The sequence below is a fragment of the Pseudomonas sp. Leaf129 genome (genome assembly GCF_001423465.1).
Lineage (GTDB): Bacteria > Pseudomonadota > Gammaproteobacteria > Pseudomonadales > Pseudomonadaceae > Aquipseudomonas > Aquipseudomonas coleopterorum.
On sequence record NZ_LMOC01000001.1, the window covers coordinates 1,267,050 to 1,290,301 of the forward strand.

Consider the following 23,252-nt stretch of genomic DNA (forward strand, 5'->3'; position numbering starts at 1 on the left):
TGAAAGATTCGTTACGGCTAGCGAAATTGCGCGAGGAACCGCAAGTCGTTGTCGAAGAACAGGCGCAAATCATTGACGCCGTAACGCAGCATGGCGAGACGCTCCGCGCCCATGCCGAAAGCGAAACCCTGGAACTCTTCGGGGTCGATACCCGACATGCGCAGCACGTTGGGGTGCACCATGCCGCAGCCAAGCACTTCCAGCCAACCGGTCTGCTTGCAGACCCGGCAGCCCTTGCCGCTGCACATCACGCATTGAATATCGACTTCAGCCGAAGGTTCGGTGAAGGGGAAGAACGAAGGGCGGAAACGAACCGCCAGCTCTTTTTCGAAGAACACCCGCAGGAATTCCTCGATGGTGCCTTTCAAGTCCGCGAAGTTGATGTCGCGGTCGATCAGCAACCCCTCGACCTGATGGAACATCGGCGAGTGGGTGATATCCGAGTCGCAACGATAGACCCGGCCCGGGCAGACGACCCGAATCGGCGGCTGTTGCGACTCCATGGTCCGCGCCTGCACCGGAGAGGTGTGGGTACGCAGCAACATGTTGGCATTGAAATAGAAGGTGTCATGCATCGCACGGGCCGGGTGATGGCCTGGGATGTTGAGCGCTTCGAAGTTGTGATAGTCGTCTTCCACCTCGGGACCTTCGGCGATGCCGTAGCCGATATGGGTGAAAAACTGCTCGATCCGCTCCAGCGTCCGGGTGACCGGATGCAGGCCGCCAGTTGTCTGGCCACGGCCAGGCAGGGTCACGTCGATCTGCTCGGCAGCGAGCTTGGCGCTCAGCTCGGCTTCTTCGAAAGCCGCCTTGCGCGCATTGAGGACATCTGTGACACGCTCCTTGGCTTCGTTGATCAGCGCACCCACTTTAGGACGCTCATCGGCAGGCAGGTTGCCCAGGGTCTTCATCACCTGAGTCAGTTCGCCTTTCTTGCCAAGGAATTGAACCCGGATCTGCTCCAGGGCATTGATGTCTTCAGCGTGTTGCACGGCCTCCAAAGCTTGAGAGACCAGCGCATCCAGGTTTTCCATGTACAGACTCCAGATACGAAATAGGGGAAGAGCTTGAAGGCTCTTCCCCTATTCATGACGTTTAACACCCCAACCCGCCGACGGCGGGCCAAGGTGATTGTCGGGGTACTTAGGCCAGCGAGGCTTTAGCTTTCTCGACAATCGCAGCAAACGCCGCTTTTTCGTTCACTGCCAGATCAGCCAGAACCTTGCGGTCGATCTCGATGGACGCTTTTTTCAGGCCGGCGATGAAACGGCTGTAGGACAGACCGTTGACACGAGCACCAGCGTTGATACGAGCGATCCACAGGGCGCGGAACTGACGTTTTTTCTGACGACGGTCGCGGTAGGCGTATTGGCCTGCCTTGATGACCGCTTGCTTGGCTACACGGAATACGCGCGAACGAGCGCCGTAGTAGCCTTTAGCCAGTTTCAGAATTTTCTTGTGACGCTTACGGGCAATGACGCCACGCTTAACACGAGCCATGAGTTAGTCCTCTATCTTTGACCGAAATTAACGAAGGCGCAGCATGCGCTCGACTTTTGCCACGTCAGACGGGTGCAGCAAGCTGCTACCGCGCAGTTGACGCTTACGCTTGGTCGACATTTTGGTCAGGATGTGGCTCTTGAAAGCGTGCTTGTGCTTGATGCCGTTGGCGGTTTTCAAAAACCGCTTCGCCGCACCACTCTTGGTTTTCATCTTTGGCATGTTCGGGTACTCCACATTCAATTGATAAACATAACCGCAAGGCCTGCCGTGCCCTGGTGGTTACTTCTTTTTCTTGGGGGCGATGACCATAATCAGTTGGCGTCCTTCCATCTTCGGATGCTGTTCAACGGAGCCGTATTCAAGCAGGTCACCTTCGACCCGCTTCAACAGCTCCATGCCCAGCTCCTGATGCGCCATCTCACGGCCGCGGAATCGCAAGGATACCTTGGCCCTGTCCCCATCACTCAGGAAACGTACCAGGTTGCGGAGTTTTACCTGGTAATCCCCTTCTTCCGTCCCTGGACGAAACTTGATTTCTTTTACCTGAACCTGCTTCTGATTCTTCTTCGCCGCGGCAACCTGCTTCTTCTTCTCGAAGATCGATTTGCCGTAGTCCATCACCCGGCATACGGGCGGGATGGCATCGGCGGAGATTTCCACCAGGTCCAGCTTCGCTTCTTCAGCGATACGAAGCGCTTCATCGATAGAGACGATGCCAATCTGCTCGCCGTCAGCGCCAATTAACCGAACCTCGCGTGCCGAGATATTCTCGTTGATCGGGGCTTTCGGTGCAGCTCGTTTATCTTGTCTCATTTCACGCTTAATAATAATTACTCCGAATCTGGGCGACCACGCCGGGATACCGCTTGTGCCAGGTACTCGGTGAATTGGGCGATGGGCATGGAGCCCAGGTCAGCACCTTCACGGGTACGCACAGCGACAGTTTGCGTTTCAACTTCCTTGTCCCCGATGACCAGGAGATAAGGAACCTTGAGCAAAGTATGCTCACGGATTTTAAAGCCGATCTTTTCATTTCTCAAGTCGGACTTGGCACGAAACCCGCTTTCCGTCAGATTTTTTTCGACGAGCTGCACGAAATCCGCTTGTTTATCAGTGATATTCATCACCACGGCCTGCACAGGCGCCAGCCAGGCCGGGAATGCGCCCTCGTAGTGCTCGATCAGGATACCGACGAATCGCTCGAACGAACCCAGGATCGCGCGGTGCAGCATCACGGGATGCTTGCGTCCGTTGTCTTCGGTGACGTATTCGGCACTCAGACGGATCGGCAGGTTGAAATCGAGCTGCAGTGTACCGCATTGCCAGACGCGACCCAGACAATCCTTCAGCGAAAACTCGATCTTGGGACCGTAGAAGGCGCCCTCGCCCGGCTGCAGGTCATAAGGCAGGCCAGCGGCATCGAGCGCTGCTGCCAAGGCCGACTCGGCGCGATCCCACAGCTCGTCGGAGCCGACTCGCTTCTCGGGACGCGTGGACAGCTTGAGCTGGATGTCCTTGAAGCCGAAATCGGCATAGACGTCCATGGTCAGCTTGATGAAAGCCGCCGATTCGGATTGCATCTGCTCTTCGGTACAGAAGATGTGCGCGTCGTCCTGAACGAAGCCGCGCACGCGCATGATGCCGTGCAGCGCGCCGGAAGGCTCGTTGCGGTGGCAGGCGCCGAACTCGGCCAGGCGCAGCGGCAGCTCGCGGTAGCTCTTCAGGCCTTGATTGAACACCTGCACGTGGCAGGGGCAGTTCATCGGCTTGATGGCGTAGTCGCGATTTTCCGACTCGGTGGTGAACATGTTCTCGGCGTAGTTGGCCCAGTGCCCGGATTTCTCCCAGAGGCTGCGATCGACCACCTGTGGCGTCTTGATTTCCAGGTAGCCGTTCTCGCGCTGGATCTTGCGCATGTACTGTTCAAGCACTTGGTAGACGGTCCAGCCGTTGGGGTGCCAGAAGACCATGCCCGGCGCTTCTTCTTGAAGATGGAACAGGCCCAGGCGCTTGCCGATCTTGCGGTGATCGCGCTTCTCGGCTTCCTCGATACGCTTGACGTAGGCGGCCAGCTGCTTCTTGTCCGCCCAGGCAGTGCCATACACGCGCTGCAACTGCTCGTTCTTGGCATCGCCGCGCCAGTAGGCACCGGACAGCTTGGTCAGCTTGAAGGACTTGAGAAAACGGGTGTTCGGCACGTGCGGACCGCGGCACATGTCGACGTATTCTTCGTGATAGTACAGGCCCATGGCCTGTTCATCCGGCATGTCTTCGACAAGACGCAGCTTGTAGTCTTCGCCGCGAGCGGTGAACACGTCGATGACTTCGGCACGCGGCGTGACTTTCTTGATCACGTCGTACTCGGTGTCGATCAACTGCTGCATGCGCTGCTCGATCGCCGCCATGTCGTCCGGCGTGAAGGGCCGCTCGTAGGCGATGTCGTAATAGAAGCCTTCTTCGATGACCGGGCCGATCACCATCCGCGCGGTTGGGTACAGCTGCTTGACGGCATGACCGACCAGGTGGGCGCAGGAGTGACGGATGATTTCCAGCCCCTCTTCGTCCTTGGGCGTGATGATCTGCAAGGTGGCGTCGGCGGTGATCAGGTCACAGGCGTCGACCAGTTGGCCGTTGACCTTGCCGGCCACGGTGGCCTTGGCCAGGCCGGCGCCGATGGATGCGGCGACCTCGGCAACGGAAACCGGGTGATCGAACGAACGCTGACTGCCGTCGGGAAGAGTGATGGTGGGCATGGCGCCTCCTCTCCTAGTGGTGACCCCTACCAAAGGTCACATGGGTTGGGATGAGCCAGTACGCGATTCGCCCGGTATGCCCGCCTTACGTTAGCAGGAGCCTTGCGGCCGACCGGAATACGAACCAGAGTGACTGGAGCAATCGAAAAAGGTGAATCCCGCGCTTGGCGCTACCGAACAAGGCAGTGCCGAACGCAAGGCCGAACATCCTAGCACACAAGGTGCGTCGAATTGGTGCGTCATGCGTGCGATGTGGCAACTCACCGGGTCGCTGAACTTGCGGCCCGTTCCACCCCTCAGATGTGGTGAGTCCAAACCGCCTGAAAACAAGGAGCTATTCATTATGGGTCTCAAACGATTTCTTCCCCTGAGTGCCTGCCTGGCCCTGATGCTTCCATTCGCGGCCCAGGCTGCCGCGCTGTCCGCCGACGCCAAGGCCGAATACACCGCTCAATGCCAGGCTGCAGCCGTGCAGCAAGGCGTCGATGCTGCCAAGGCACAGGCACACTGCAGCTGTGGTGCAAAAGTGATCGAGGACAAATTCACCCAAGCCGAGATCGACCAGTTGACCAACAAGCAGGTCGAACCACCGATGGCGCTGCGCCAGAAGCTGATGAAGGAAGTGCTGGTTTGCAAGAACCAGTAACCCCGTTACCTCACCTGAAGAGCACTTCGGGGGTTCTTCAGGCCTGATAACAGCAGACGATCGATTTATTTGCGACGGAATGCGGTTTTTTTTAAAAGAATTTTCAGGTGCAAACCCTAACAAAATAAGGGGTTTAGCCGCTTCGGACAGGTCAAAAGGCGACAACCTTGGCTTCCTGCCCCAATCAAAGGGGGTTCACAGTCCAGCTTTTGGACTATGATAGGGACCGTGTGCCCAGTTGGCCTGAGCAGCACAGCACTACTGAATATTATGTTTCTTGGAGATTCACCATGTCTAATCGCCAGTCCGGCACCGTAAAATGGTTCAACGATGAGAAAGGCTTCGGCTTCATCACTCCTCAAGGTGGCGGTGACGACCTGTTCGTACACTTCAAAGCTATCGAATCCGACGGTTTCAAAAGCCTGAAAGAAGGCCAGACCGTTTCGTTCGTGGCTGAGAAAGGCCAAAAGGGCATGCAAGCTGCTCAAGTTCGCCCAGAGTAATCTCGGCAGCTGAAAAAACCCGTCCATGTGACGGGTTTTTTTTCGCCTGCGATTCGTGCCGCGTTCAGCCGCAGTTGACGCGAGTGATCTGACCGCTGTCGTCGGCGTTCAGATTGAGCCGGTCGGAACGGTACTCCAAGGTGACCATGTCATGGGGACGCAGTATCCGGGCAACCTGGGCGCCTGCCTTGACCCTGGCCTCTTCGAGCAGGTCGGCGGAAGCCGACTTGCCAACGGTGTAGCGTGCGCCATCGGCGTTGCAGCGTCCGTCGAATGCCGGTGCAGCGGCGGCAGACGACTTGGTCGACGTTTCTGAGGTAGAGCAGCCGCTGGCGGCCAGGGCGGCCATCAGGATCAACAGGGTCTTGCGCGGGAAAGGCATGCAGCCTCCTCTTTTTTCAGTAGGTTTTCGAATAGTCAAGGTTGTGCGACCGCCTGCAACTGGATTGGTTGCACACTGGGCAAGTCTGCCCCAAGGCACCGTAACCGAGCGCCAGCGAATTCGTCACGGGATGTGTGGTGACATCGCAGTCAGTACAGATCGATGTAATCGGATCGGGGCACCGGCCAGTGAGTCCGCAACGCGGTATGGATCTGCTGGATCCATTCGGCGTCCTCGGCGGCAGCCGGACCCACGTAGCCCGATCCGGCAGACCAGGTCTCGAGACGGAAACACAGTCCCTGCACGTCCATGCCACCGATCGCTTGGGTGGAAAGGAAAGCGATACCGTCGCGGGTGACGCGTAGCTGGTTATGGACGGCTGGATTTCCTGACGCAATGAGCGCGCGGACCGCCTCGGGAGTCAGCGAGTCAGGCTGCTTGAGATCGATGTGCACATGAGCCTCCATGCAGAAGATTGGCCCCAAGTTTGGCACGAGGCCGGCCATCTGCCCAAGGGCCGGTGTAAAGCGTGGACGAAAATGCTTTACTGGATCACGTGGAGCGAACGTCGTTCGCTTATGACCGTTGGCGAGAGCAACATGGCAAACGTATCGATCAAGGCGGACATCAAGGTCCAGTGGCCTCAGGGCCAGAGCTCTTTCAGTCCCGGCACGCCTGAAGAACTGGCGATCATCGGGGTCGACGTGCTGGTCAAGGCACTGGGCACCGACGCGGCGCGCAGCTTCGTCCTACAGGTGTTCGAGCGCTACGCTCACGAGCATGGGACAGCGTCGGTCAACAGCGTGGGCCATCCACTCAAGAACGCACCCGCGCCATAGCTTACCAAGAGCCCGTCATGGGCTCGACAGATCAAGGCAGACGCTGCAGCCGTTGCGTCAGCAGATCGAAGAACCCTTGCGCGTTGCCGTCGTTTACCCAGAATACATTCGTGGGTTGCTTGAGGGTGCCGTACCAGTCGGCCACGGTCTGACCGAAGGTAGGGCCTTCGCGGCTGTCGATGGTCAGGTTGACTTGGCGACCGCTGAACAGCTCCGGCGCCAACAGGTAGGCAATCACGCTGGCATCGTGCACCGGGCCGCCTGGCAATCCGTAGTGCTCCATATCGGCCTTGACGTATGCCTGGAGGATATCCACCACCCGAGGACCCGCCTTGTTCGACAACGCAGCCAGTTGCTGCAGACGTGCCGGACTGGTGAGGATCTTGTGGGTGACGTCGAGCGGCACGTAGGTGAGCTTCACCCCGCTCGCCAGCACGACCTGAGCGGCGTGCGGATCGGCGAACAGGTTGAATTCCGCTGCCGGCGTGATGTTGCCGCCATTGAAGTGGGCGCCGCCCATGACGATCACTTCCTTGATGCCCTGGGTAATGCCAGGGGCCTGGATCAACGCCAGCGCCAGGTTGGTCTGTGGCCCCAGCATGGCCAGGGTGATGCTGTGGGGTTCGGCATGGCTGAGGGTGTCGATCAGGTATTGCACCGCACTGCCTTCGGCAAGGCCCTTGGCCGGCTCTTGGACGACGATGCCCGGCACGCCCTCCTCGCCGTGCACATTGGCGGCATAGATGGGCTCGCGGACCAGCGGCTTGGGCGCGCCGGCATACACCGGTACGTCCTCGCGGCCTGCCCATTCACGAGCCAGGCGGGCGTTGCGCGAGGTCTTGTCCAGGCGCACGTTGCCGGCCACGGTAGTGAGCGCACGAACGTTGATCTGCTCAGGTGAGGACAGGGCCAGCAGCAAGGCGACGAAGTCATCGGCACCCGGATCGGTATCGATGATCAGATCGATCTTGTCGGCCGCCATGGCGGTGGCGCTGGTCAGCAAGGCCATCAGCGAAAATCCTCGGATCAGGGTCAGGAAAAAACGTTGCATATCACACTCCTTGTGCTCATTGATGAATCTAGAAAGTAACACCCGCCAGCAGGGCAATGTTGCTGTAGGGCTGGCATTCGCCGGTCCGCACGATAGCGCGGGCGCTTTTTGACAGTTCCTTGAAACGCGCATGGCTGACCATCTGGCGCACGCCCAGTGCGCCTTGATCATGCAACTGCTGGATCCTGGTCGATGCCGGGGGCAGTACCTGAAGCATCTCCTCGGCGATCACGTGGCTTTCCACCTGCATTTCGCTGAGCAGCACCTCCAGTGTGCTGACGAAGCTGGGAATGCCCGGCGTGAGGGCCAGGTCGATCAAGGGCACGCCCGGTGGCACCGGCAGGCCCGCATCGCCGATCACGACGATGTCGCCATGACCCAGCGAGGCGACCAACTGTGACAGGGAAATGTTCAGCAATGCAGTCTTTTTCACGATAGCACCTGCTCGACCTGCGCCAGGGTTGGAATGGAAGGCTGCGCACCGGCGCGGGTGACCGACAGCGCCGCAGCGGCCTGACCGAAGGCAATGGCCTGGGACTCGTCCAGGCCGCGGGCCAGGGCCGCGGCAAAGCCACCGACGAAGGTGTCGCCCGCCGCCGTGGTATCCACGGCCTGCACCTTGCGGCCAGGAGAGTGCCGGGACTGCACGCCCTCGGCAAACAAGACGCCGCGCTCGCCCAGGGTGACGATGATCTTGCCTGCACCGGCCTCGCGCAGAAGGCTGGCGGCCTGCTCTGCCTCGGCAACCGAATTCACCGCAAGCCCGGTCATGGCCTGTGCTTCGGTTTCGTTGGGGATCAGGTAGTCGATCCAGCCCAGCCACTGCGACGGCAAGGGTCCGGTCACCGGCGCGGGGTTGAGAATGACGGTCTTTCCCGCTTCGTGAGCGCGTTGCAGGGCGAAAGCGACCACCGGGTAGGGAATTTCCAGCTGGCATACCACCACGTCGGCGGCCTGCAGAAGGCTATCGAAGCGCTCGATGTCGGTGGATTCGAGTTGGCCATTGCCACCTGCCACGATGACGATCGCATTCTGGCTGCTGGCATCGACCACGATCATGGCGATCCCGGTTGCCACGTCCTCGGCCTCCCGCACGCCCTGGCAATCGATGCCCTCATCGACCAGCGCCTGTCGCAATGCCTGACCATAGGCGTCGGCTCCCACACAGCCGATCATTGCGACCTGGCCACCCAGGCGCGCTGCCGCCACCGCCTGATTGGCGCCCTTGCCGCCTGGGACCGTTGCAAAGGACTGGCCCAGCAGCGTTTCTCCCGCACGCGGCAAACGTTCGGCCTGTGCCACCAGGTCCATGTTCAGACTGCCTATTATCAATACGTTCGCTTGCATCGTTTGCCACTCTCAGCGCAATTCATGGGGAAGACCGGCGTATCGCGCCGTGGACTCGCGCACCACGATCTGTGGCGCGATGATGTGTTGCGTGGCGGCTGTGCCGGCGGCGCCAGCGATCCGGGCCAGGAGCCGCTCGGCGGCGCTCTCGCCCAGCTCGCCGATACGCTGGCCCACGGTGGTCAGGGCCGGGTAGACGTAGCGGCTGAGCTGGATGTCGTCGAAGCCGATGACCGATAGCTGCTCGGGCACGCGGATTCCCTGTTCGGCGGCTGCGCGCAGTACGCCCAGACCGATCATGTCGTTGGCGGCGAAAATCGCCGTGGGCCGCTCGCCCGCCAGCAATTGCACCGCCGCCCGGTAGCCGCCCGGGCTGGTGAAGTCGCTGTGCAGGACATGACCTTTCGCGGGCTGTAGACCGTACTCGGCGAGCGCGCGATGGTAGCCGTCCATCCGCAATTGCGCCACATGGGTATGCGCAGGCCCGCTGATGCAGGCAATGGCGCGATGGCCCAGTTCCAGCAGGTGCAGGGTGGCCAGGTAGCCGCCCTGCTCGTGGTCGATGCACACCAGATCGGCCGTCACCTCGTGCAAGCCGCGGTCGACGATGACCATGGGCGTGCGCACCGCCGCCAGCATATCGGTCAGCGCGGCATCGCCACCGACGGACGCGAACACGATGCCGTCGACGCGCTTTTCCAGCAACACACGCAGGTAGTTACGCTGCTTCTGCGGATCGTCATCCGAGTTGCACAGGATCACGCAGTAGCCATTGCGCTCGCAGCAGTCCTCGATACCCCGCGCCAGTTCGGCAAAATACGGGTTGACGCTGTTGGGCACCAGCAAGCCGATGGTCGCCGTGCTGCGCGCCTTCAGCGAGCGGGCCACGGCGCTGGGTACATAGTTGAGTTCGGCGATCGCCGACTCGACCTTACGCCGCACGTGCGCGCTGACCGGGCGGCTGTTGTTCACCACATGGGAAACCGTGGTGTAGGAAATCCCCGCCCGCGCCGCCACATCCTTGATGGTCGCCATGCTAGCTCCGCTTGCGCGCGCGTTGACTGCGGTAGGTGTCCAGGACCACGGCGATGACGATCACGGCGCCGGTGATGATGCGCTTGGTCGGTTCGCTGGCACCGATCTGCGCCAGACCGGCAGCGAGTACGGAAATGATCAGCACGCCGAAGAAAGTGCTGATGACCGACCCGCGCCCGCCCATCAGGCTGGTCCCACCGATGACCACCGCAGCGATCACCTGCAGTTCCAGACCGGCACCGGCGTTGGGATCGGCCGCCTCGAGGCGGGAAATCTGGAACAGCGCAGCCACGCCCGCCAGCAGACCCATGAGGGAGAAAACCAGCACCTTGTAGGGCTTGGGATTGATCCCCGCCAGGCGCACCGCTTCTTCGTTGGTGCCGATGCCGATCAGGTAGCGGCCGAAGACCGTGCGGGTCAGGGTCAGGTGGGCGATGACGATCACCCCCAGCGCGATCAGGAACGAAGGCGCGATGCCGAAGGCCACAGGGTCGGACAGCCAGGCGAAGGCGTCACCGATGTAGGCGGTACGCGAATCGGTCATCTGGTAGGCCACCCCGCGGGCCATCTCCAGCACGCCCAGGGAGACGATGAACGACGGGATGCGCCAGGCCACGGTGATCGAACCGGTGATGGTGCCGGCGAGCGCCGCGCAGCCCATGCCCAACAGTGCGGCGGGCAATACACTCCAACCCCAGCCGAGGATCGCCACGCTGACTGCCGAAGCGGCCAGTGCCAGCACCGAGCCTACCGACAGGTCGATGCCGCCGATGATCAGTACGAAGGTCATGCCAACGGCCAGAACCATCAGGTCGGGGATCTGGTTGGCGATGGTGCTGAAGGTGCTGTACGAGAGAAAGTGACTGCTGAGCACGGAGAACAGCACGATCATGGCCAGCAAGGCGCCGGCCAGGCCCAGGTAGGTACCCAGGCCCAGGTAGGTGCCGCTGGGTTTGGCGCCAGGCGTGGCTTTGGGCAGCGTGGAAGTTTTCATTCAGGGATCCTTGCTGCAGGCTCGGCCAGCAGCGCATCGCGTTTTTGATAACCGGCGAACGCGGCGGCCAGCAGTTCATCCTGGCTCCAGTGTTCGCGCTCGAAAGTGTCGATCAGACGGCCGGCCGAGAGCACCGCGATGCGGTCGCAGATCAGCATCAGCTCGCGCAGGTCGCTGGAGACCACGACCAGCGCCTTGCCCTGACGGGTCAGTTCGCCCAGCAGGGCATAGATGTCGAACTTGGCACCGACGTCTATGCCACGAGTCGGCTCGTCGAACAGCAGCACGTTGCAGTCGCGCTCCAGCCAGCGGCCGATCACCACCTTCTGCTGGTTGCCGCCCGAGAGCTCGGCCACGGTTTGTGCCGGGCTGGAGCTGCGGATGCGCATGGCCTCGATCTGGCGCTGGGCCAAGGCCCGTTCGGCCTGGTTGTCGACGACACCCGCGGCGGAAATCGCCGGCATGTTGCCCAGGGCGATATTGGCGCTGATCGATTGCGACAACAGCAGGCCTTCGCCCTTGCGGTCTTCGGTGATCAAGGCGATGCCATGGGCCACGGCATCGGCGGGACTGCGGATGGTGACAGGCCTGGGTGGCTGGCCAATCGCAACGGTACCGGCATCGCTGGCGTCGGCGCCGAAGATCAGCCGCAGCAGTTCGGTGCGCCCTGCCCCGATCAATCCGGAAATGCCGAAGATCTCGCCCTGACGCACCTCGAAGGACACGTCCTTGACCTTGTCGCCGCGGCTCATGCCTTGCACCTGGAACATGGGCGGGCCAATGCGTCGCTCACCCAGGTCGATGCGTTCGCCCAGTTCGCGGCCCACCATGAGGTTGACCAGTTGCTCACTGTCGTAGCGCGCCATCGGCTCGACACACACCAGGCGCCCGTCGCGCAGCACGGCGATGCGTTGCGCGACCTGGGCCAGTTCTTCGAGGCGATGGGAAATATAGATGATCGACACGCCGCGTTCGCGCAACCGAAGAATCTGCGCGAACAGCATGTCGACCTCGCGCGCGGTGAGCATTGCGGTGGGTTCGTCGAGGACCAGCACCCGGCAGTCGCCGATCAGGTTGCGGGCGATCTCGACCATTTGCTGATGACCGATGCCCAGGTCGCTCACCAACGTATCCGGGTCGATGGCGTCGAGGCCCACCTGAGCCATGGCCTGGCGAGCCTGCTCGCGCAGGCGCCGACGATCGATCCAGCCACCGCGGCTGGGCAGATCGTGAAGAAACAGATTTTCCGCAACGGTCAGCGTCGGCAACAGGTTGAGCTCCTGCATGACCATGCGCACCCCGCCACGCTCGGCTGCGGTACGGCTGCCGGGCAGCCAGGCCTGGCCCTGGAACTGCATCTGGCCGGTGGTTGGCGCTTCCAGGCCACCGATTATCTTCGACAGGGTGCTCTTGCCCGCGCCGTTCTCGCCGGTCAGGGCCAGCACTTCGCCGCGGTGCAGCTCAAGGTCGATATCCCACAGCACGGGCTGGGCATAGGTCTTGCCGATGCCACTGACCGACAGTACAACATTGGATGTCATAGGGTTCTCCAGACGCGCCTGCCGACAGCAGGCCGAGGCAATGCCCAGGCCTGCCGCGAGACGCTCTGCATCAAGGCTTGGTGACGAGCTCGACCGGGGTCTGGATCACGCCGTTGGCGTCGACGTCGAGTTTGTCGCCCTTGATCATGCCCAATGCACTCTGGATGCCGAACACCGCCTGGCGGGCGGCGAACTGGTCGGCCGTGGCCAGTACGCGACCGTCCTTGAGCATTGGCTTGATGGCATTGATGTTGTCGTAGCCCACCACCTGGACCTTGCCCGCCTTGCCCGCGGCACGCACCGCGGAGACCGCACCGAGCGCCATGCTGTCGTTGCCGGCCAGCAGGGCCTTGAGGTCGGGGTATTCATTGAGCATCGCGGAAGCGACGGCATTGCCCTTGTCGATTTCCCAGTTGCCCGACTGCACGGAGACGATCTTCATCTGCGCCGCTTCCATGGCGTCCTTGAAACCGGCCGTGCGCATCTGTGCGTTGGTGGTGGTCGGTACGCCTTCGATGATGCCGACCTGGTCACCGGCAGTGAGTTGCTTGGCCAGGTAGTCGCCGACCAGCTTGGCGCCCTTGCGGTTGTCGGGACCCACGAACGGCACCTGGATGCCTTTGCTTTTGAGTACGCCGGCATCCAGCTGGTTGTCGATGTTGACGACTTTGATGCCGGCATCCATGGCCTTCTTGATGATCGGCACCAGGGCCTTGGAGTCTGCCGGGGCGATGACCAGTGCATCGACCTTGGCCACGATCATCTGCTCGACGATGCGAATCTGATTGGCGGTGTCGGACTCGTCCTTGATGCCATTGGACACCAGATCGAAATCGGCAGCGTGTTCTTTCTGGTAGCTCTTGGCGCCGTCTTCCATGGTCAGGAAGAATTCGTTGGCCAGGGATTTCATGACCAGCGCGACCTTGGGTTTCTGGGTGTCGGCGAAGGAGGATTGCAGTGGGACGATGGTGCCGATGGCAGCCATCAGGGAGACAGCGAGCAGGCGTCCAGCGAAGGGCAGCTTCATGGGGTTACTCCGATCTTATGATTGTTTTCGAGCAACGGTTCGCGGTTATTCGCAAACGTTTGCGTACTGGAAACTATGGCCATGCATCAGTCCTTTGTCAATCTCGTGGAGATGCCTCCACCCAAGCATCTGTAGCGCTCGCCACAACACCGCCCTGCAGGTGCGAGACAGCTCCGCATCACGATACAAAGTCAGTCATCCATTCATCCTCGGGCCGAGCCCAACAAGATTGCCATGACTAACCACGAAGCCCTTGCCCTTCACACTGCAACCCCCAGGCTGCACGTTGTCGACGGCCGTGCACTTGCGCGGCGCGATGTCGTGTACCACAGAGATCAACCCGGTTTCGCGCAGGCACGTATTACCCGCCATGATTACAACGCCGGTGGGCAGCGTGTCTGTAGCATAGACCCTCGCCTGCATGCGGCCCGGTCCGAGCAACCCGACATCGAGCCCAATCTGCAACAACGTTACAGCCTGGGAGGTCGCTGCCTGCGCAGCCGTAGTGTCGACGCCGGCACCACTGTGAACTTGCACGACGCCTGCGGGCGTGAGGCGGTGACATGGCTCGCCAATGGTGTCGAGCAGAGCCGGCACTACGAGGCTGCGCCACTGCCTGGGCGACTCTTGTCGATCACAGCGCTGGGAACCGACGGAGCCACGCGGACAGCCGAGCGCTGGCAATGGGCTGATGGCCAGCCATGGGTGCGAGAGCGCAACCTTGCCGGGTACTGTCACACACGTTTCGACGGCGCCGGCAAGAATGTTGTCCAAAGCCGTAGCTTGCTCGGTTCAATCACCAGCGAGTGCTTGCAGCTGCTGCAAGGCCATGAGGAAAGCGACTGGTCTGGTGACGACCCCTTGGCTTGGGCAAGATGCCTGGAGCCAGAATGTTCGAGCAGTTCGGTGATTGTCGATACGTGCGGCGCGATCGTGGCCAGTGAGGATGCCAAGGGGCATCGTCAACGCCATGGTTTTGATCGCTGTGGGCAGTATCGGGCCAGCTGGGTCACCCCCATGGGCAGCACCGAAACGCCTGTGGTACTGGATGTCAGCTACGACGCCAACGGCCAGAGGCTGATGGAGCATGATGCCAACGGGTTGGTCACCCACCATACCTACGCACCCGACACCCTGAGGCTGGTCGGCAGGAAAACCACCCGCCTGCACGACCGTCGGGTTTTGCAGGATTTGCGTTACCAGTACGACCCTGTCGGATTGGTGACCCAGGTACGCGACCATGCCGAGCAGACGCGATTCTGGCGCAACCAGAAAATAGAGCCACAACAGGACTACCAGTACGACTCGCTATCGCAGCTGATACTGGCCAGCGGGCGTCAAATGGCTGCACTCGGCCGACCTGATAGCCTGCTCCATGCGCTGCCTGTCGACACCCATGCCTACACCCTCTATCAACGCCGCTACACATACGACCAGTCCGGTAACCTGCTGAACATTCGGCACACCGTCCCGGCTACCAGCACCGGCTACACGATCAGGCTTACAGCCTCCGCGCGGAGCAACCGGACCCTCCTGAGCGACCTTTGCGACGACCCCGCATTGATCGATAGCCACTTCGATGCCGCTGGCCAGCAGCGAGCGGTGGACGGAGCTCAACGCGCTGCCTGGAACAGTCGCATGCAACTGGGCAGTGTCACGCGAGACGCAGCAGGTAGCGAGCATTACCTTTACGGCCAGCATCACCAGCGGCTGCGCAAGACTCATGCTCACGGCAGTACTCGCTATTTACCGGGTCTGGAGTTGCAGCAGCACGACAGCCATGCTTTGCACTGCATCAATGTGACCGAGCACATTCGCGTGCTGCACTGGCCTCAGGGCAGCCCAGAGGGTCTGGCCAACGATCAGTTGCGCTACAGCTACACCGACCTGCTGGGCAGTCATGGCTTGGAAATAGATGGCGACGGCTGTGTCATCAGCCGCGAGGAATTCTTCCCGTTCGGTACCACCTCTGTGTGGGCCTGCCGCAATCAGACCGAGGCCAGTTACAAGACTCTCCGCTACTCGGGAAAGGAACGCGACAACACCGGCCTCTACTATTACGGCTACCGCTATTACCAGCCATGGACCGGACGCTGGCTCAGCGCCGACCCGGCGGGCGCTGTGGATGGTCTGAACCTGTACGCCATGGTCCGCAACTCACCGCTGTCAGCAGTGGACGACGACGGTCGTATGCTGCGGATCGTCGTGAAAGGCGGGATCGGTGCAGCCGGGATCGGCTACGAGGCCTATAAGCACAAGGACCGACAGTCCCAGGCGCCAGCACAGCCTGGCGACGCTTCGACGAGCGGCTCCATGGGCGACCGGCGGGCAGACCAGGTGATCGGCAAGATCCAGCGGATGAAGGACGAATTCAGCCCAGGGCAACAGATTCTGAACAGTGCAAAGGGCCGCGCGCAAACGGCGGATCATCTGGCGCATGGTCAATTGCCGGGGGCCAATGCAGTCCTCAAGGGCGCTGAAAGTGTCGCCACTGTGGTCGAGTTCAGCCAGACAGGCGATCTTTCCCAGATCAACAAAGTGCCTCTGGCGAACGCGGTAGCTACAGACGCGGTAAACGGCGTTGCTCACAGCATCAAGGCCACCATCAAAAACACCCAGAAAGCCGTGAAAGGGGCTGCCGAAGTGGCAACGCTTTCCGACACCAAAGCTGCGGAAGTGGACGCGTCACTGGGCGATTTGAAAGAAGTTGCGCAAGACAAACTGATCACGAATGTGTCGCTGGGCGCCACGGTCAAAGCGGGCCTGGATGGAGCCGCCGCGGTGGTACCTCATCCCGTCGCCAAGGTCGGCCTCAGGATCCTGTCTGCGGCGTGGACGGTGACGGGCGTGGTGCATGGTGCCGAAGAGCTGGGTGAGATCGTCAAAACCCACGAGGATCTTCTCGTGAGCAAGACCGGCGAAAACCTCATGGGGCAAATGAAGACGGTGAATGCGTCGAATCGTGGAGTGATCATGGATCGCTTCAAAAAGAGCTACGGCTTCTCCGACACTCCATGAGGCCGGGCGCCGTCTGTTGCCAGCGCAGTAGCGCTGGCTATCTGCGACGTTTTGCCACTCAACTAATGGCCCCACCAACAGTCACAGCTGAATCGGTTACATTTTGTAGCCATTTCAAGGGTGCGAGCCCGAAGAGGCCGGATGAGTTTTATCTTGTGGATGGCCGTGCTGGGCGTCCTGCTGTTGATGCTGGCGCTGACGGCGTCTTACCTGCGCTGGCTGCCGGTGACTACCTCGGCGGTGTGCCTGGCATTCGGCGTGGCCATCGGTCCCATGGGGCTGGGTCTGTTCACCACCGATTTCAAGGACACCGCCTCCTGGCTCGAACGCCTGGCGGAGGCGGCAGTTTTGTTTTCGCTGTTCAGTACCGGCATCAAACTGCGGCTGGGGTTGGGCCGCAGTGCGTGGCGGGCGGCTTATATGCTGTCAGGTCCGGTGATGATCGTTTCGATCCTGGGCGTATGCCTGGTGGCGCACTATGCCCTGGGTTTGTCGTGGGGGGTGAGCATGCTGCTCGGGGCGATGCTGGCGCCGACCGATCCAGTGCTGGCGTCCATGGTCCAGGTGAACAGCGCGCAGGATTTCGACCGCGTGCGCTTCGGGCTGTCGGGCGAGGCCGGGCTCAACGACGGCACGGCCTTTCCGTTTGTGATCCTGAGCTTGCTGATGTTGCATCATGGCAGCCTCGACAGCCACTGGCTGGGTCAGTGGGCCCTGGAAAATCTGGTGTGGGGCGTCCCGGTCGGATTGCTGATCGGTTACGGGATGGGCCGGGCGATCGGCCACTTGATGATCTACCTGCGCGTGCGCCATGCCGACAGCACCAACTCGCCGAACGATTTTCTGGCGCTGGCCTTGATCGCACTGTCCTACTTTGCTGCCGCTTCCGTGGGCGCCTTTGGTTTTCTCGCCGTGTTCGCCGCAGGGCTGGGGCTGCGGCAGGCAGAGGTACGCACGTCGAACTCCGAGGTGCCTTCGGAGCATCTGGCCAAGCCGATCAGCGGGCACCGTGACATGGCTCCCGAAGAAGGCACCGTCACCCATCCCAACGATCTCGAAGACGGGCAGCTGGCCGCAGGGGTGATGATGGGCGACATCCTGGTGTTCGGCAATCTGGTGGAACGGTCCATGGAGGTACTGCTGATCACCATTCTGGGGGCGACCTTGTCCGCCTATTGGGATTGGCGAGCGGTGGGCCTGGCGGCCGCGCTGTTCTGCGTGATTCGGCCATTGAGCGTGTGGCTGCTGGTGAGCCGGCGGTTGCTCGACGGGCATCAGCGCGCGTTGCTGGGCTGGTTCGGCATCCGCGGGATCGGGTCGATCTATTACCTGTGCTATGCCCTCGCCCACGAACTGCCCGAGTCGGTCGAACAGGTCTGCATCAGCCTGACGCTGTCGGTGGTGGCGTTGAGCATTCTGGTGCACGGCATCAGCACCCAGCCGCTGCTGGAACATTACGAGCGTCGAAGAAAGCCGGTTTAGTGGCGGATGACGTGAGTCAGGGAAGGCGCGGTGCTGCCGGCGGTGTGGATCCACCCCGTGCCGCGATCCCTGTAGCAGCGGCGCGAGCCGCGTCGGCGGTGCGTGCGGTGTGCCTGGAGGTTCGCGGTGTTGCCGGACGCGGCTCGCGCCGCTGCTACAGGGTATCGGTTCGGATGCACCGGCTCGGTCAAAAAGGTATAGAATCCCCAGCATTTGAAGGATCGGTCGTTGTCATCCAGACGGGATCGATCGCGCATAACCCATACAGGCAGATCGGATATTGGAACAGCTAAAGCGCCTCGCTAGCGGGATTGAAGGGCTCGATTTGTTGCTCAAGGGTGGGCTGGTGGCCGGTGCGTCCTACATCGTGCAAGGCCGTCCCGGCTCAGGCAAGACGATCCTGGCCAATCAGTTGGGCTTCAATCACGTGCGTCAGGGCGGCCGCGTGCTGGTTGCCACACTGCTCGCCGAGTCCCATGAGCGCCTGTTCCAATACCTCTCCACCCTGAGCTTTTTCGACGCTTCGAAGATCGGTAATGAAATCCAGTTCGTCAGCGCTTTCGACACGCTGGAAAACGAAGGCCTGGATGAGGTGGTCAAGCTGCTGCGCCGCGAAATCAGTCGCCAGAAAGCAACCATCCTGATCGTCGACGGTGTGCTGAACGCCCGCTCCAAGGCCGATTCGCAGATCGACACCAAGAAATTCATCTCCGAGTTGCAAGGACATGCCGCGTTCGCCGGGTGCACCGTGCTGTTCCTGACCAGTTCGCGCCTGGACGACGGCAGCCCCGAACACACCATGGTCGATGGCGTCATCGAGCTGGGTGAAGAACTGTTCAACACCCGCTCGGTGCGCCGCATCCAGTTGCGCAAGACCCGTGGCAGCGGCGCGCTGTCCGGCCTGCACGAGTGCGAGATCACCGACGACGGGTTGGTAGTCTATCCGCGCCTGGAAAGCCTCTACAGCCGCCCTTCCTGCCCTGACCTCACCGATCTGAGCCGAGTGCCCAGCGGCATTCCTGACCTGGACAATCTTATCGGTGGTGGGCTGCCGCGTTCCTCTGTGACCCTGGTCATGGGCCCCTCGGGTATCGGCAAAACCAGCCTGGGTATCAACTTCCTGGCGGCCTCGACCCCTGAGGAACCCGGACTGTTGTTCGGCATGTACGAATCCGAGCGCCGCCTGCAAGTGAAGGCGCGATCGCTGGGCCACGATTTCGAGACCCTGCAGGCCAGCGGCGCCCTGCACGTGTGCTGGCAGCCGACCACCGAAGGCCTGCTCGACGGGCTGGGTGCGCGCCTGCTGCATCAGGTCGAGATTCACGGCATCAAGCGCGTGCTGATCGACAGCCTGGGCGGCATGGCTCGCACCGCGACCAGTACCGTGCGCCTGACCGAGTTCTTCAGCACCTTGATGAGCGAGCTGCGCACCCGTGGCGTGACCGTATTCGCCACGTGGGAAATCCGCGGCCTGTTCGGTCCGGAGATCACCTCGCCGGCTCCTGATCTTTCCAGCATCGTCGACAACATCCTGCTGACGCGATTTGTCGAACATGAGTCTGAACTAAAGCGGCTGATTTCCATTCTTAAGGTCAGAGACAGTTTTTATGATCCGTCGCTATTGGAGCTGGTCATCCATGGTCATGGAATCGACCTGAGAAAGGCGTTCAAAAATGCAGAGGCAGTGTTATCAGGTAGCGCCTCCACGATATCGAATCCGTGATGTTGCCGGGGTCGAACTGACATGGCCACTATCCTGATCGTCGACGATGAGTATCTCATCGCCGACATCCTTGGTTACGCTCTTGAAGACGAAGGCTACATGGCCGTGACGGCTGGCAATGGCAAGCGTGCATTGGAGATCCTCGATCGCGAGCGTCCCGCGCTGGTCATTACCGACTTCATGATGCCAGGCATGAACGGCCTTGAGCTGGCGCAAAGAATTCGCGGTAACGAATCGTTTTGCGCCGTGCCCATCCTGTTGATGAGTGGCGCGCAAGGCAGCGTCGGGCGTGCCACGCCCGACCTTTTCGCTGCCGTCTACGATAAGCCATTCGATATCAACGAAGTGGTGGCGAAGGTTCGCGAGCTGGTGCCGCTGGAGCCCCTCAAGCCGCATTGAGCGATAGCTTGCCTTGCTACAGCGTCAGGATCTCGTAACCATCAGCCGTGACCGCCACCATGTGCTCCCACTGAGCGGACAACGACTGGTCACGCGTAACCACCGTCCAGCCATCGGCCAATTGACGAGTGCCCGCCTTGCCGGCGTTGATCATGGGCTCGATGGTGAAAATCATGCCCTGGGTCAGCCGCATCCCCTCGCCCTTGCGGCCATAGTGCAGCACCTGCGGTTCGTCGTGATAGATCTGGCCGATGCCATGCCCGCAGTACTCCCGCACGACGCTGAAGCCTTCACGGTGCGCGACGCTCTGGATTGCGTGACCGATGTCACCCAGGGTGGCGCCCGGCTTGACCACTTCAATACCGGCCAGCATCGCTTCATGGGTGGTTTCCACCAGACGCTTGGCCAATGGGCTTGGCTTACCCACGTAGTACATCCGACTGGTGTCGCCGAACCAACCGTCCTTGATGACCGCCACATCGATATTGACGATGTCGCCGTCGGCCAGCACGACCTTGTCGCTGGGCACCCCGTGGCAGACCACCTGATTGACCGAGATGCACGCCGTCTTGGTGAAACCATGGTAGCCAACGTTGGCCGGGATCACCTTCATCTCGTTCACGATGTAGGCGTTGCACAGCTCGTCCAGGTATTGTGTGGTGACGCCTGCCTGCACGTGCGGGGCGATCATGCGCAATACGTCAGCGGCCAGGGCACCGGCGTGGCGGGCCATGGCGATTTGCTCCGGGGTGCGGCTCAGATTCTTGCGGCTCACTGATTTCTCCTGCTGTTGGAACCCCTATGCTAGCAGAGCGCCGGTGCATTGCCTCTCCGCGGCGCGATGACCTGATTTAATTACAAATCCCACAAAACTTTTTGTAACCATTTCGTTCATAAGACTCACAGCCCAGCGCCACACCGGCAGATGGTCGCGAAAAGCGCACAGGCAGTGACTTCGAACGCGGTTCGAAGACTTCAAGCTCCAAGCAGTTCGACATAATCATAATATCCGCTGGCACCGACGGCCCTTGGGACCGTCCCCCTCCATGCCCGGCATCGCACCACCGAACGCTGAAACTTGCCTTGCTCTTTTCGTGCGCGATCCTGCGTGACGCATCACGACCTATTGCCTGCGAGCAATGAAAGGAATGAGCCTTGTCCAGTTCCAACACCACTGCACCTGATACATCGCCCGCGGGCGAAGAAAATGACGCAACCCGTACCAGCCCTGGCCAGATCGTGGTGCGCGTGGCGATCATCGCCACCATGGGCGCTCTGGCTTTCGGCTACGACACCGGGGTGATTTCCGGCGCCCTGCCCTTCATGACCCAGGGGCCGGACCAAGGCGGTCTGGGGCTCACTCCGTTCACCGAGGGCCTGGTAGCGTCCTCGTTGATCCTCGGCGCCGCGTTTGGCTCGCTGTTCGCCGGTCATCTGGCCGACAAGTACGGCCGCCTGACCGCGCTCAAGGGCCTGGCCATCCTGTTCATGATCGGCGCCCTGGGCTCGGCCCTCGCCCCGACCGTGGCCATCATGGTCGCCACTCGATTCGTGCTCGGTCTTGCGGTGGGGGGTGCATCGGCGATCGTGCCGATGTTCATTGCCGAGATAGCCGGGCCCAACAAGCGAGCCCGACTGGTCAGCCAGAACGAACTGATGATCGTCACAGGGCAACTGGTGGCCTATATCTCCAATGCCTTGCTGGCGCATTTTGCCCACACCCCTGACGTGTGGCGCTGGATGCTGGCCATCGCAGTGATCCCGGCGGCCTTGCTGTGGATCGGCATGCACTTCGTTCCGACTTCGCCACGCTGGCTCGCCAGCAAGGGACGTATGGAAGAAGCCCGCGAGGTGCTGGAAAAGATCCGCTCGAGCAAGAAGCAGGTCGACAAGGAAATGAAGGAGATCCAGGCTCAGAACGACGAGGAACGTGCCGACGTGAGCTGGTCCTCGATCTGGGCCGAACCCTGGCTGCGTCGCCTGCTGCTGGTGGGCATGGGCCTGGGCTTCGTCGCCCAGCTCACAGGGGTCAATGCGTTCATGTACTTCACCCCGGTGATTCTCAAGTCCACGGGACTGGGCACCAACGCGGCGCTTACCGCGACCATCGGCAACGGTGTCGCTTCGGTGATCGCTACCCTGATCGGCATCTGGCTGGTCGGTCGCCATGGCCGTCGGCCGATGCTGATGACCGGGCTGTGCTTCGTGGTCCTGGCGCAGGTGCTGCTGTGTGGCGTGCTGACCATGCTGCCCTCCTCGCTGCTGCAAAGCTACCTGGCGCTGGCCTGTATCCTGATGTTCCTGCTGTTCATGCAGACCTTCATCGCCCCGGTCTACTGGCTGCTGATGTCCGAACTGTTTCCTTCCCATCTGCGGGGCATGATGACCGGTACGGCGGTGTGCTTCCAGTGGCTGTGCAACGCGTCGGTGGCGTTCCTGTTCCCCATTGCCCTGGCTGGCTTCGGCCCCTACACCTTCATGCTGTTCGCCGCGATCAACGTCATGTCGCTGATCTTCGTGGCGATGTGCGTGCCGGAAACGCGCGGCAAGTCGCTGGAGCAGATCGAACGGCACATGGAGAAGGAATTCACCCCGGACGAACCCGCCAGCGCCTGAGGCGATACCGATCGCGGCTCGATATGTCCAGTCAGAGGTGTTGCAGGTAACATGGCTGAAGTTGTTTTCATCTTCAGCCTGTCGCCTGCAAGGAAGAGCGCCCCCATGACCCACCCCGACGACGTCATCGCCAGCCGCGTTCTGCACCTGCTCGAACAACGCGCCGTCGGCGCGTCCATCTGCCCTTCGGAAGTGGCGCGCTCGCTGGAGCAGGACGAGCCCGCGTGGCGCGCGCTGATGCCGGAGGTTCGCCGGGTGGCTCGGGCCCTGGCGGCCGCCGAGATCATCGACCTGACCCAGGGCGATGCCCGGCTGAATCCCGATATGGAACCGGAGGGGCCGATCAGACTGCGCCGGGGTGCGCATTTCAAGCACCCTTGAGGTCAATCCGCA

Annotated in this window: 25 protein-coding genes; 9 read left to right on the forward strand and 16 right to left on the reverse strand. The window is 61.3% G+C overall.

From position 1 onward, the window contains the following. Positions 1-17: 17 nt before the first annotated feature. The 5 genes from pheS to thrS all read right to left on the reverse strand — a co-directional run bounded on the left by pheS (position 18) and on the right by thrS (position 4,256). The gene (pheS, locus tag ASF66_RS05480; RefSeq protein ID WP_043188391.1) at positions 18-1,034 is read right to left on the reverse strand and encodes a phenylalanine--tRNA ligase subunit alpha; all 1,017 of its coding nucleotides are present in this window, start codon (positions 1,032-1,034) and stop codon (positions 18-20) included. A gap of 109 nt (positions 1,035-1,143) precedes the next feature. Beyond that, complete coding sequence (rplT, locus tag ASF66_RS05485) at positions 1,144-1,500, reverse strand: 50S ribosomal protein L20 (protein WP_043188388.1); 357 nt, start codon at positions 1,498-1,500, stop codon at positions 1,144-1,146. Between the two features lie 27 nt (positions 1,501-1,527). After that, positions 1,528-1,722 (reverse strand): 50S ribosomal protein L35, encoded by a 195-nt coding sequence (rpmI, locus tag ASF66_RS05490; RefSeq protein WP_002553160.1) that lies wholly within the window; start codon positions 1,720-1,722, stop codon positions 1,528-1,530. A gap of 60 nt (positions 1,723-1,782) precedes the next feature. Next, the gene (infC, locus tag ASF66_RS05495) at positions 1,783-2,334 is read right to left on the reverse strand and encodes a translation initiation factor IF-3 (RefSeq protein ID WP_177327948.1); all 552 of its coding nucleotides are present in this window, start codon (positions 2,332-2,334) and stop codon (positions 1,783-1,785) included. Next, positions 2,334-4,256, reverse strand: coding sequence for a threonine--tRNA ligase (thrS, locus tag ASF66_RS05500; RefSeq protein WP_049859166.1), 1,923 nt, complete (start codon positions 4,254-4,256; stop codon positions 2,334-2,336). Before thrS ends, infC begins: the two co-directional genes overlap by 1 nt. A 343-nt stretch (positions 4,257-4,599) precedes the next feature. Between thrS and ASF66_RS05505 the strand changes: the two genes are divergently transcribed. Then, on the forward strand, positions 4,600-4,902 hold the full coding sequence (locus ASF66_RS05505) for a hypothetical protein (protein WP_056843046.1): 303 nt from the start codon (positions 4,600-4,602) through the stop codon (positions 4,900-4,902). Positions 4,903-5,192: 290 nt separating this feature from the next. Then, positions 5,193-5,405, forward strand: coding sequence for a cold-shock protein (locus tag ASF66_RS05510; protein WP_032631434.1), 213 nt, complete (start codon positions 5,193-5,195; stop codon positions 5,403-5,405). A gap of 64 nt (positions 5,406-5,469) precedes the next feature. Here ASF66_RS05510 and ASF66_RS05515 read toward each other — a convergent pair whose 3' ends face one another. Then, complete coding sequence (locus ASF66_RS05515; protein WP_056843047.1) at positions 5,470-5,787, reverse strand: I78 family peptidase inhibitor; 318 nt, start codon at positions 5,785-5,787, stop codon at positions 5,470-5,472. A gap of 149 nt (positions 5,788-5,936) precedes the next feature. Next, positions 5,937-6,242, reverse strand: coding sequence for a hypothetical protein (locus ASF66_RS05520; RefSeq protein WP_056843448.1), 306 nt, complete (start codon positions 6,240-6,242; stop codon positions 5,937-5,939). Positions 6,243-6,386: 144 nt separating this feature from the next. Here ASF66_RS05520 and ASF66_RS05525 point away from each other — a divergent pair, with 144 nt between their 5' ends. Further along, positions 6,387-6,626 (forward strand): hypothetical protein, encoded by a 240-nt coding sequence (locus ASF66_RS05525; RefSeq protein ID WP_056843449.1) that lies wholly within the window; start codon positions 6,387-6,389, stop codon positions 6,624-6,626. A gap of 31 nt (positions 6,627-6,657) precedes the next feature. Here ASF66_RS05525 and ASF66_RS05530 read toward each other — a convergent pair whose 3' ends face one another. The 8 genes from ASF66_RS05530 to ASF66_RS23165 all read right to left on the reverse strand — a co-directional run bounded on the left by ASF66_RS05530 (position 6,658) and on the right by ASF66_RS23165 (position 14,395). Next, positions 6,658-7,677, reverse strand: coding sequence for a nucleoside hydrolase (locus ASF66_RS05530; RefSeq protein WP_056843048.1), 1,020 nt, complete (start codon positions 7,675-7,677; stop codon positions 6,658-6,660). A 28-nt stretch (positions 7,678-7,705) separates the two neighbouring features. Next, a complete protein-coding gene (rbsD, locus tag ASF66_RS05535; RefSeq protein ID WP_056843049.1) occupies positions 7,706-8,110 on the reverse strand; it encodes a D-ribose pyranase in 405 nt (134 codons plus the stop codon). Then, on the reverse strand, positions 8,107-9,024 hold the full coding sequence (gene rbsK / locus ASF66_RS05540) for a ribokinase (RefSeq protein ID WP_056843050.1): 918 nt from the start codon (positions 9,022-9,024) through the stop codon (positions 8,107-8,109). Before rbsK ends, rbsD begins: the two co-directional genes overlap by 4 nt. A gap of 12 nt (positions 9,025-9,036) precedes the next feature. Next, positions 9,037-10,059, reverse strand: coding sequence for a LacI family DNA-binding transcriptional regulator (locus ASF66_RS05545; protein WP_056843051.1), 1,023 nt, complete (start codon positions 10,057-10,059; stop codon positions 9,037-9,039). A 1-nt stretch (position 10,060) separates the two neighbouring features. Further along, entirely contained in the window at positions 10,061-11,053 is a 993-nt protein-coding gene (locus ASF66_RS05550; RefSeq protein WP_056843052.1) for an ABC transporter permease, read from the reverse strand. Continuing rightward, the gene (locus ASF66_RS05555) at positions 11,050-12,594 is read right to left on the reverse strand and encodes a sugar ABC transporter ATP-binding protein (RefSeq protein ID WP_056843053.1); all 1,545 of its coding nucleotides are present in this window, start codon (positions 12,592-12,594) and stop codon (positions 11,050-11,052) included. The genes ASF66_RS05550 and ASF66_RS05555 overlap by 4 nt, the downstream gene beginning before the upstream one ends. 70 nt (positions 12,595-12,664) lie before the next feature. Continuing rightward, on the reverse strand, positions 12,665-13,621 hold the full coding sequence (locus ASF66_RS05560; protein ID WP_056843054.1) for a sugar ABC transporter substrate-binding protein: 957 nt from the start codon (positions 13,619-13,621) through the stop codon (positions 12,665-12,667). Positions 13,622-13,816: 195 nt separating this feature from the next. Then, positions 13,817-14,395: a hypothetical protein gene (locus tag ASF66_RS23165; protein ID WP_442962744.1), complete on the reverse strand. Its 579-nt coding sequence runs from the start codon at positions 14,393-14,395 to the stop codon at positions 13,817-13,819. A gap of 567 nt (positions 14,396-14,962) precedes the next feature. Here ASF66_RS23165 and ASF66_RS23170 point away from each other — a divergent pair. From ASF66_RS23170 to ASF66_RS05585, 4 genes are all read left to right on the forward strand, one after another. Further along, the gene (locus tag ASF66_RS23170; protein WP_442962745.1) at positions 14,963-16,639 is read left to right on the forward strand and encodes an RHS repeat domain-containing protein; all 1,677 of its coding nucleotides are present in this window, start codon (positions 14,963-14,965) and stop codon (positions 16,637-16,639) included. A gap of 141 nt (positions 16,640-16,780) precedes the next feature. Next, complete coding sequence (locus tag ASF66_RS05575; protein WP_056843057.1) at positions 16,781-18,121, forward strand: cation:proton antiporter; 1,341 nt, start codon at positions 16,781-16,783, stop codon at positions 18,119-18,121. 277 nt (positions 18,122-18,398) lie between these two features. Further along, the gene (locus tag ASF66_RS05580) at positions 18,399-19,844 is read left to right on the forward strand and encodes an ATPase domain-containing protein (protein WP_177331292.1); all 1,446 of its coding nucleotides are present in this window, start codon (positions 18,399-18,401) and stop codon (positions 19,842-19,844) included. A 21-nt stretch (positions 19,845-19,865) separates the two neighbouring features. Continuing rightward, positions 19,866-20,243 carry a response regulator transcription factor gene (locus tag ASF66_RS05585; protein ID WP_056843059.1) on the forward strand — a complete coding sequence of 126 codons (378 nt, stop codon included), beginning with the start codon at positions 19,866-19,868 and terminating at the stop codon, positions 20,241-20,243. A gap of 16 nt (positions 20,244-20,259) precedes the next feature. Here ASF66_RS05585 and map read toward each other — a convergent pair whose 3' ends face one another. Further along, positions 20,260-21,018: a type I methionyl aminopeptidase gene (gene map, locus ASF66_RS05590; protein ID WP_082484491.1), complete on the reverse strand. Its 759-nt coding sequence runs from the start codon at positions 21,016-21,018 to the stop codon at positions 20,260-20,262. A gap of 380 nt (positions 21,019-21,398) precedes the next feature. On the opposite strand from map, the gene ASF66_RS05595 reads away from it, so the two are divergent. Both ASF66_RS05595 and ASF66_RS05600 read left to right on the forward strand, forming a co-directional pair. Further along, positions 21,399-22,859: a sugar porter family MFS transporter gene (locus ASF66_RS05595; protein ID WP_049859152.1), complete on the forward strand. Its 1,461-nt coding sequence runs from the start codon at positions 21,399-21,401 to the stop codon at positions 22,857-22,859. A 51-nt stretch (positions 22,860-22,910) separates the two neighbouring features. Further along, entirely contained in the window at positions 22,911-23,240 is a 330-nt protein-coding gene (locus ASF66_RS05600) for a DUF3253 domain-containing protein (RefSeq protein WP_201782761.1), read from the forward strand. The last annotated feature ends 12 nt before the right edge of the window (positions 23,241-23,252 follow it).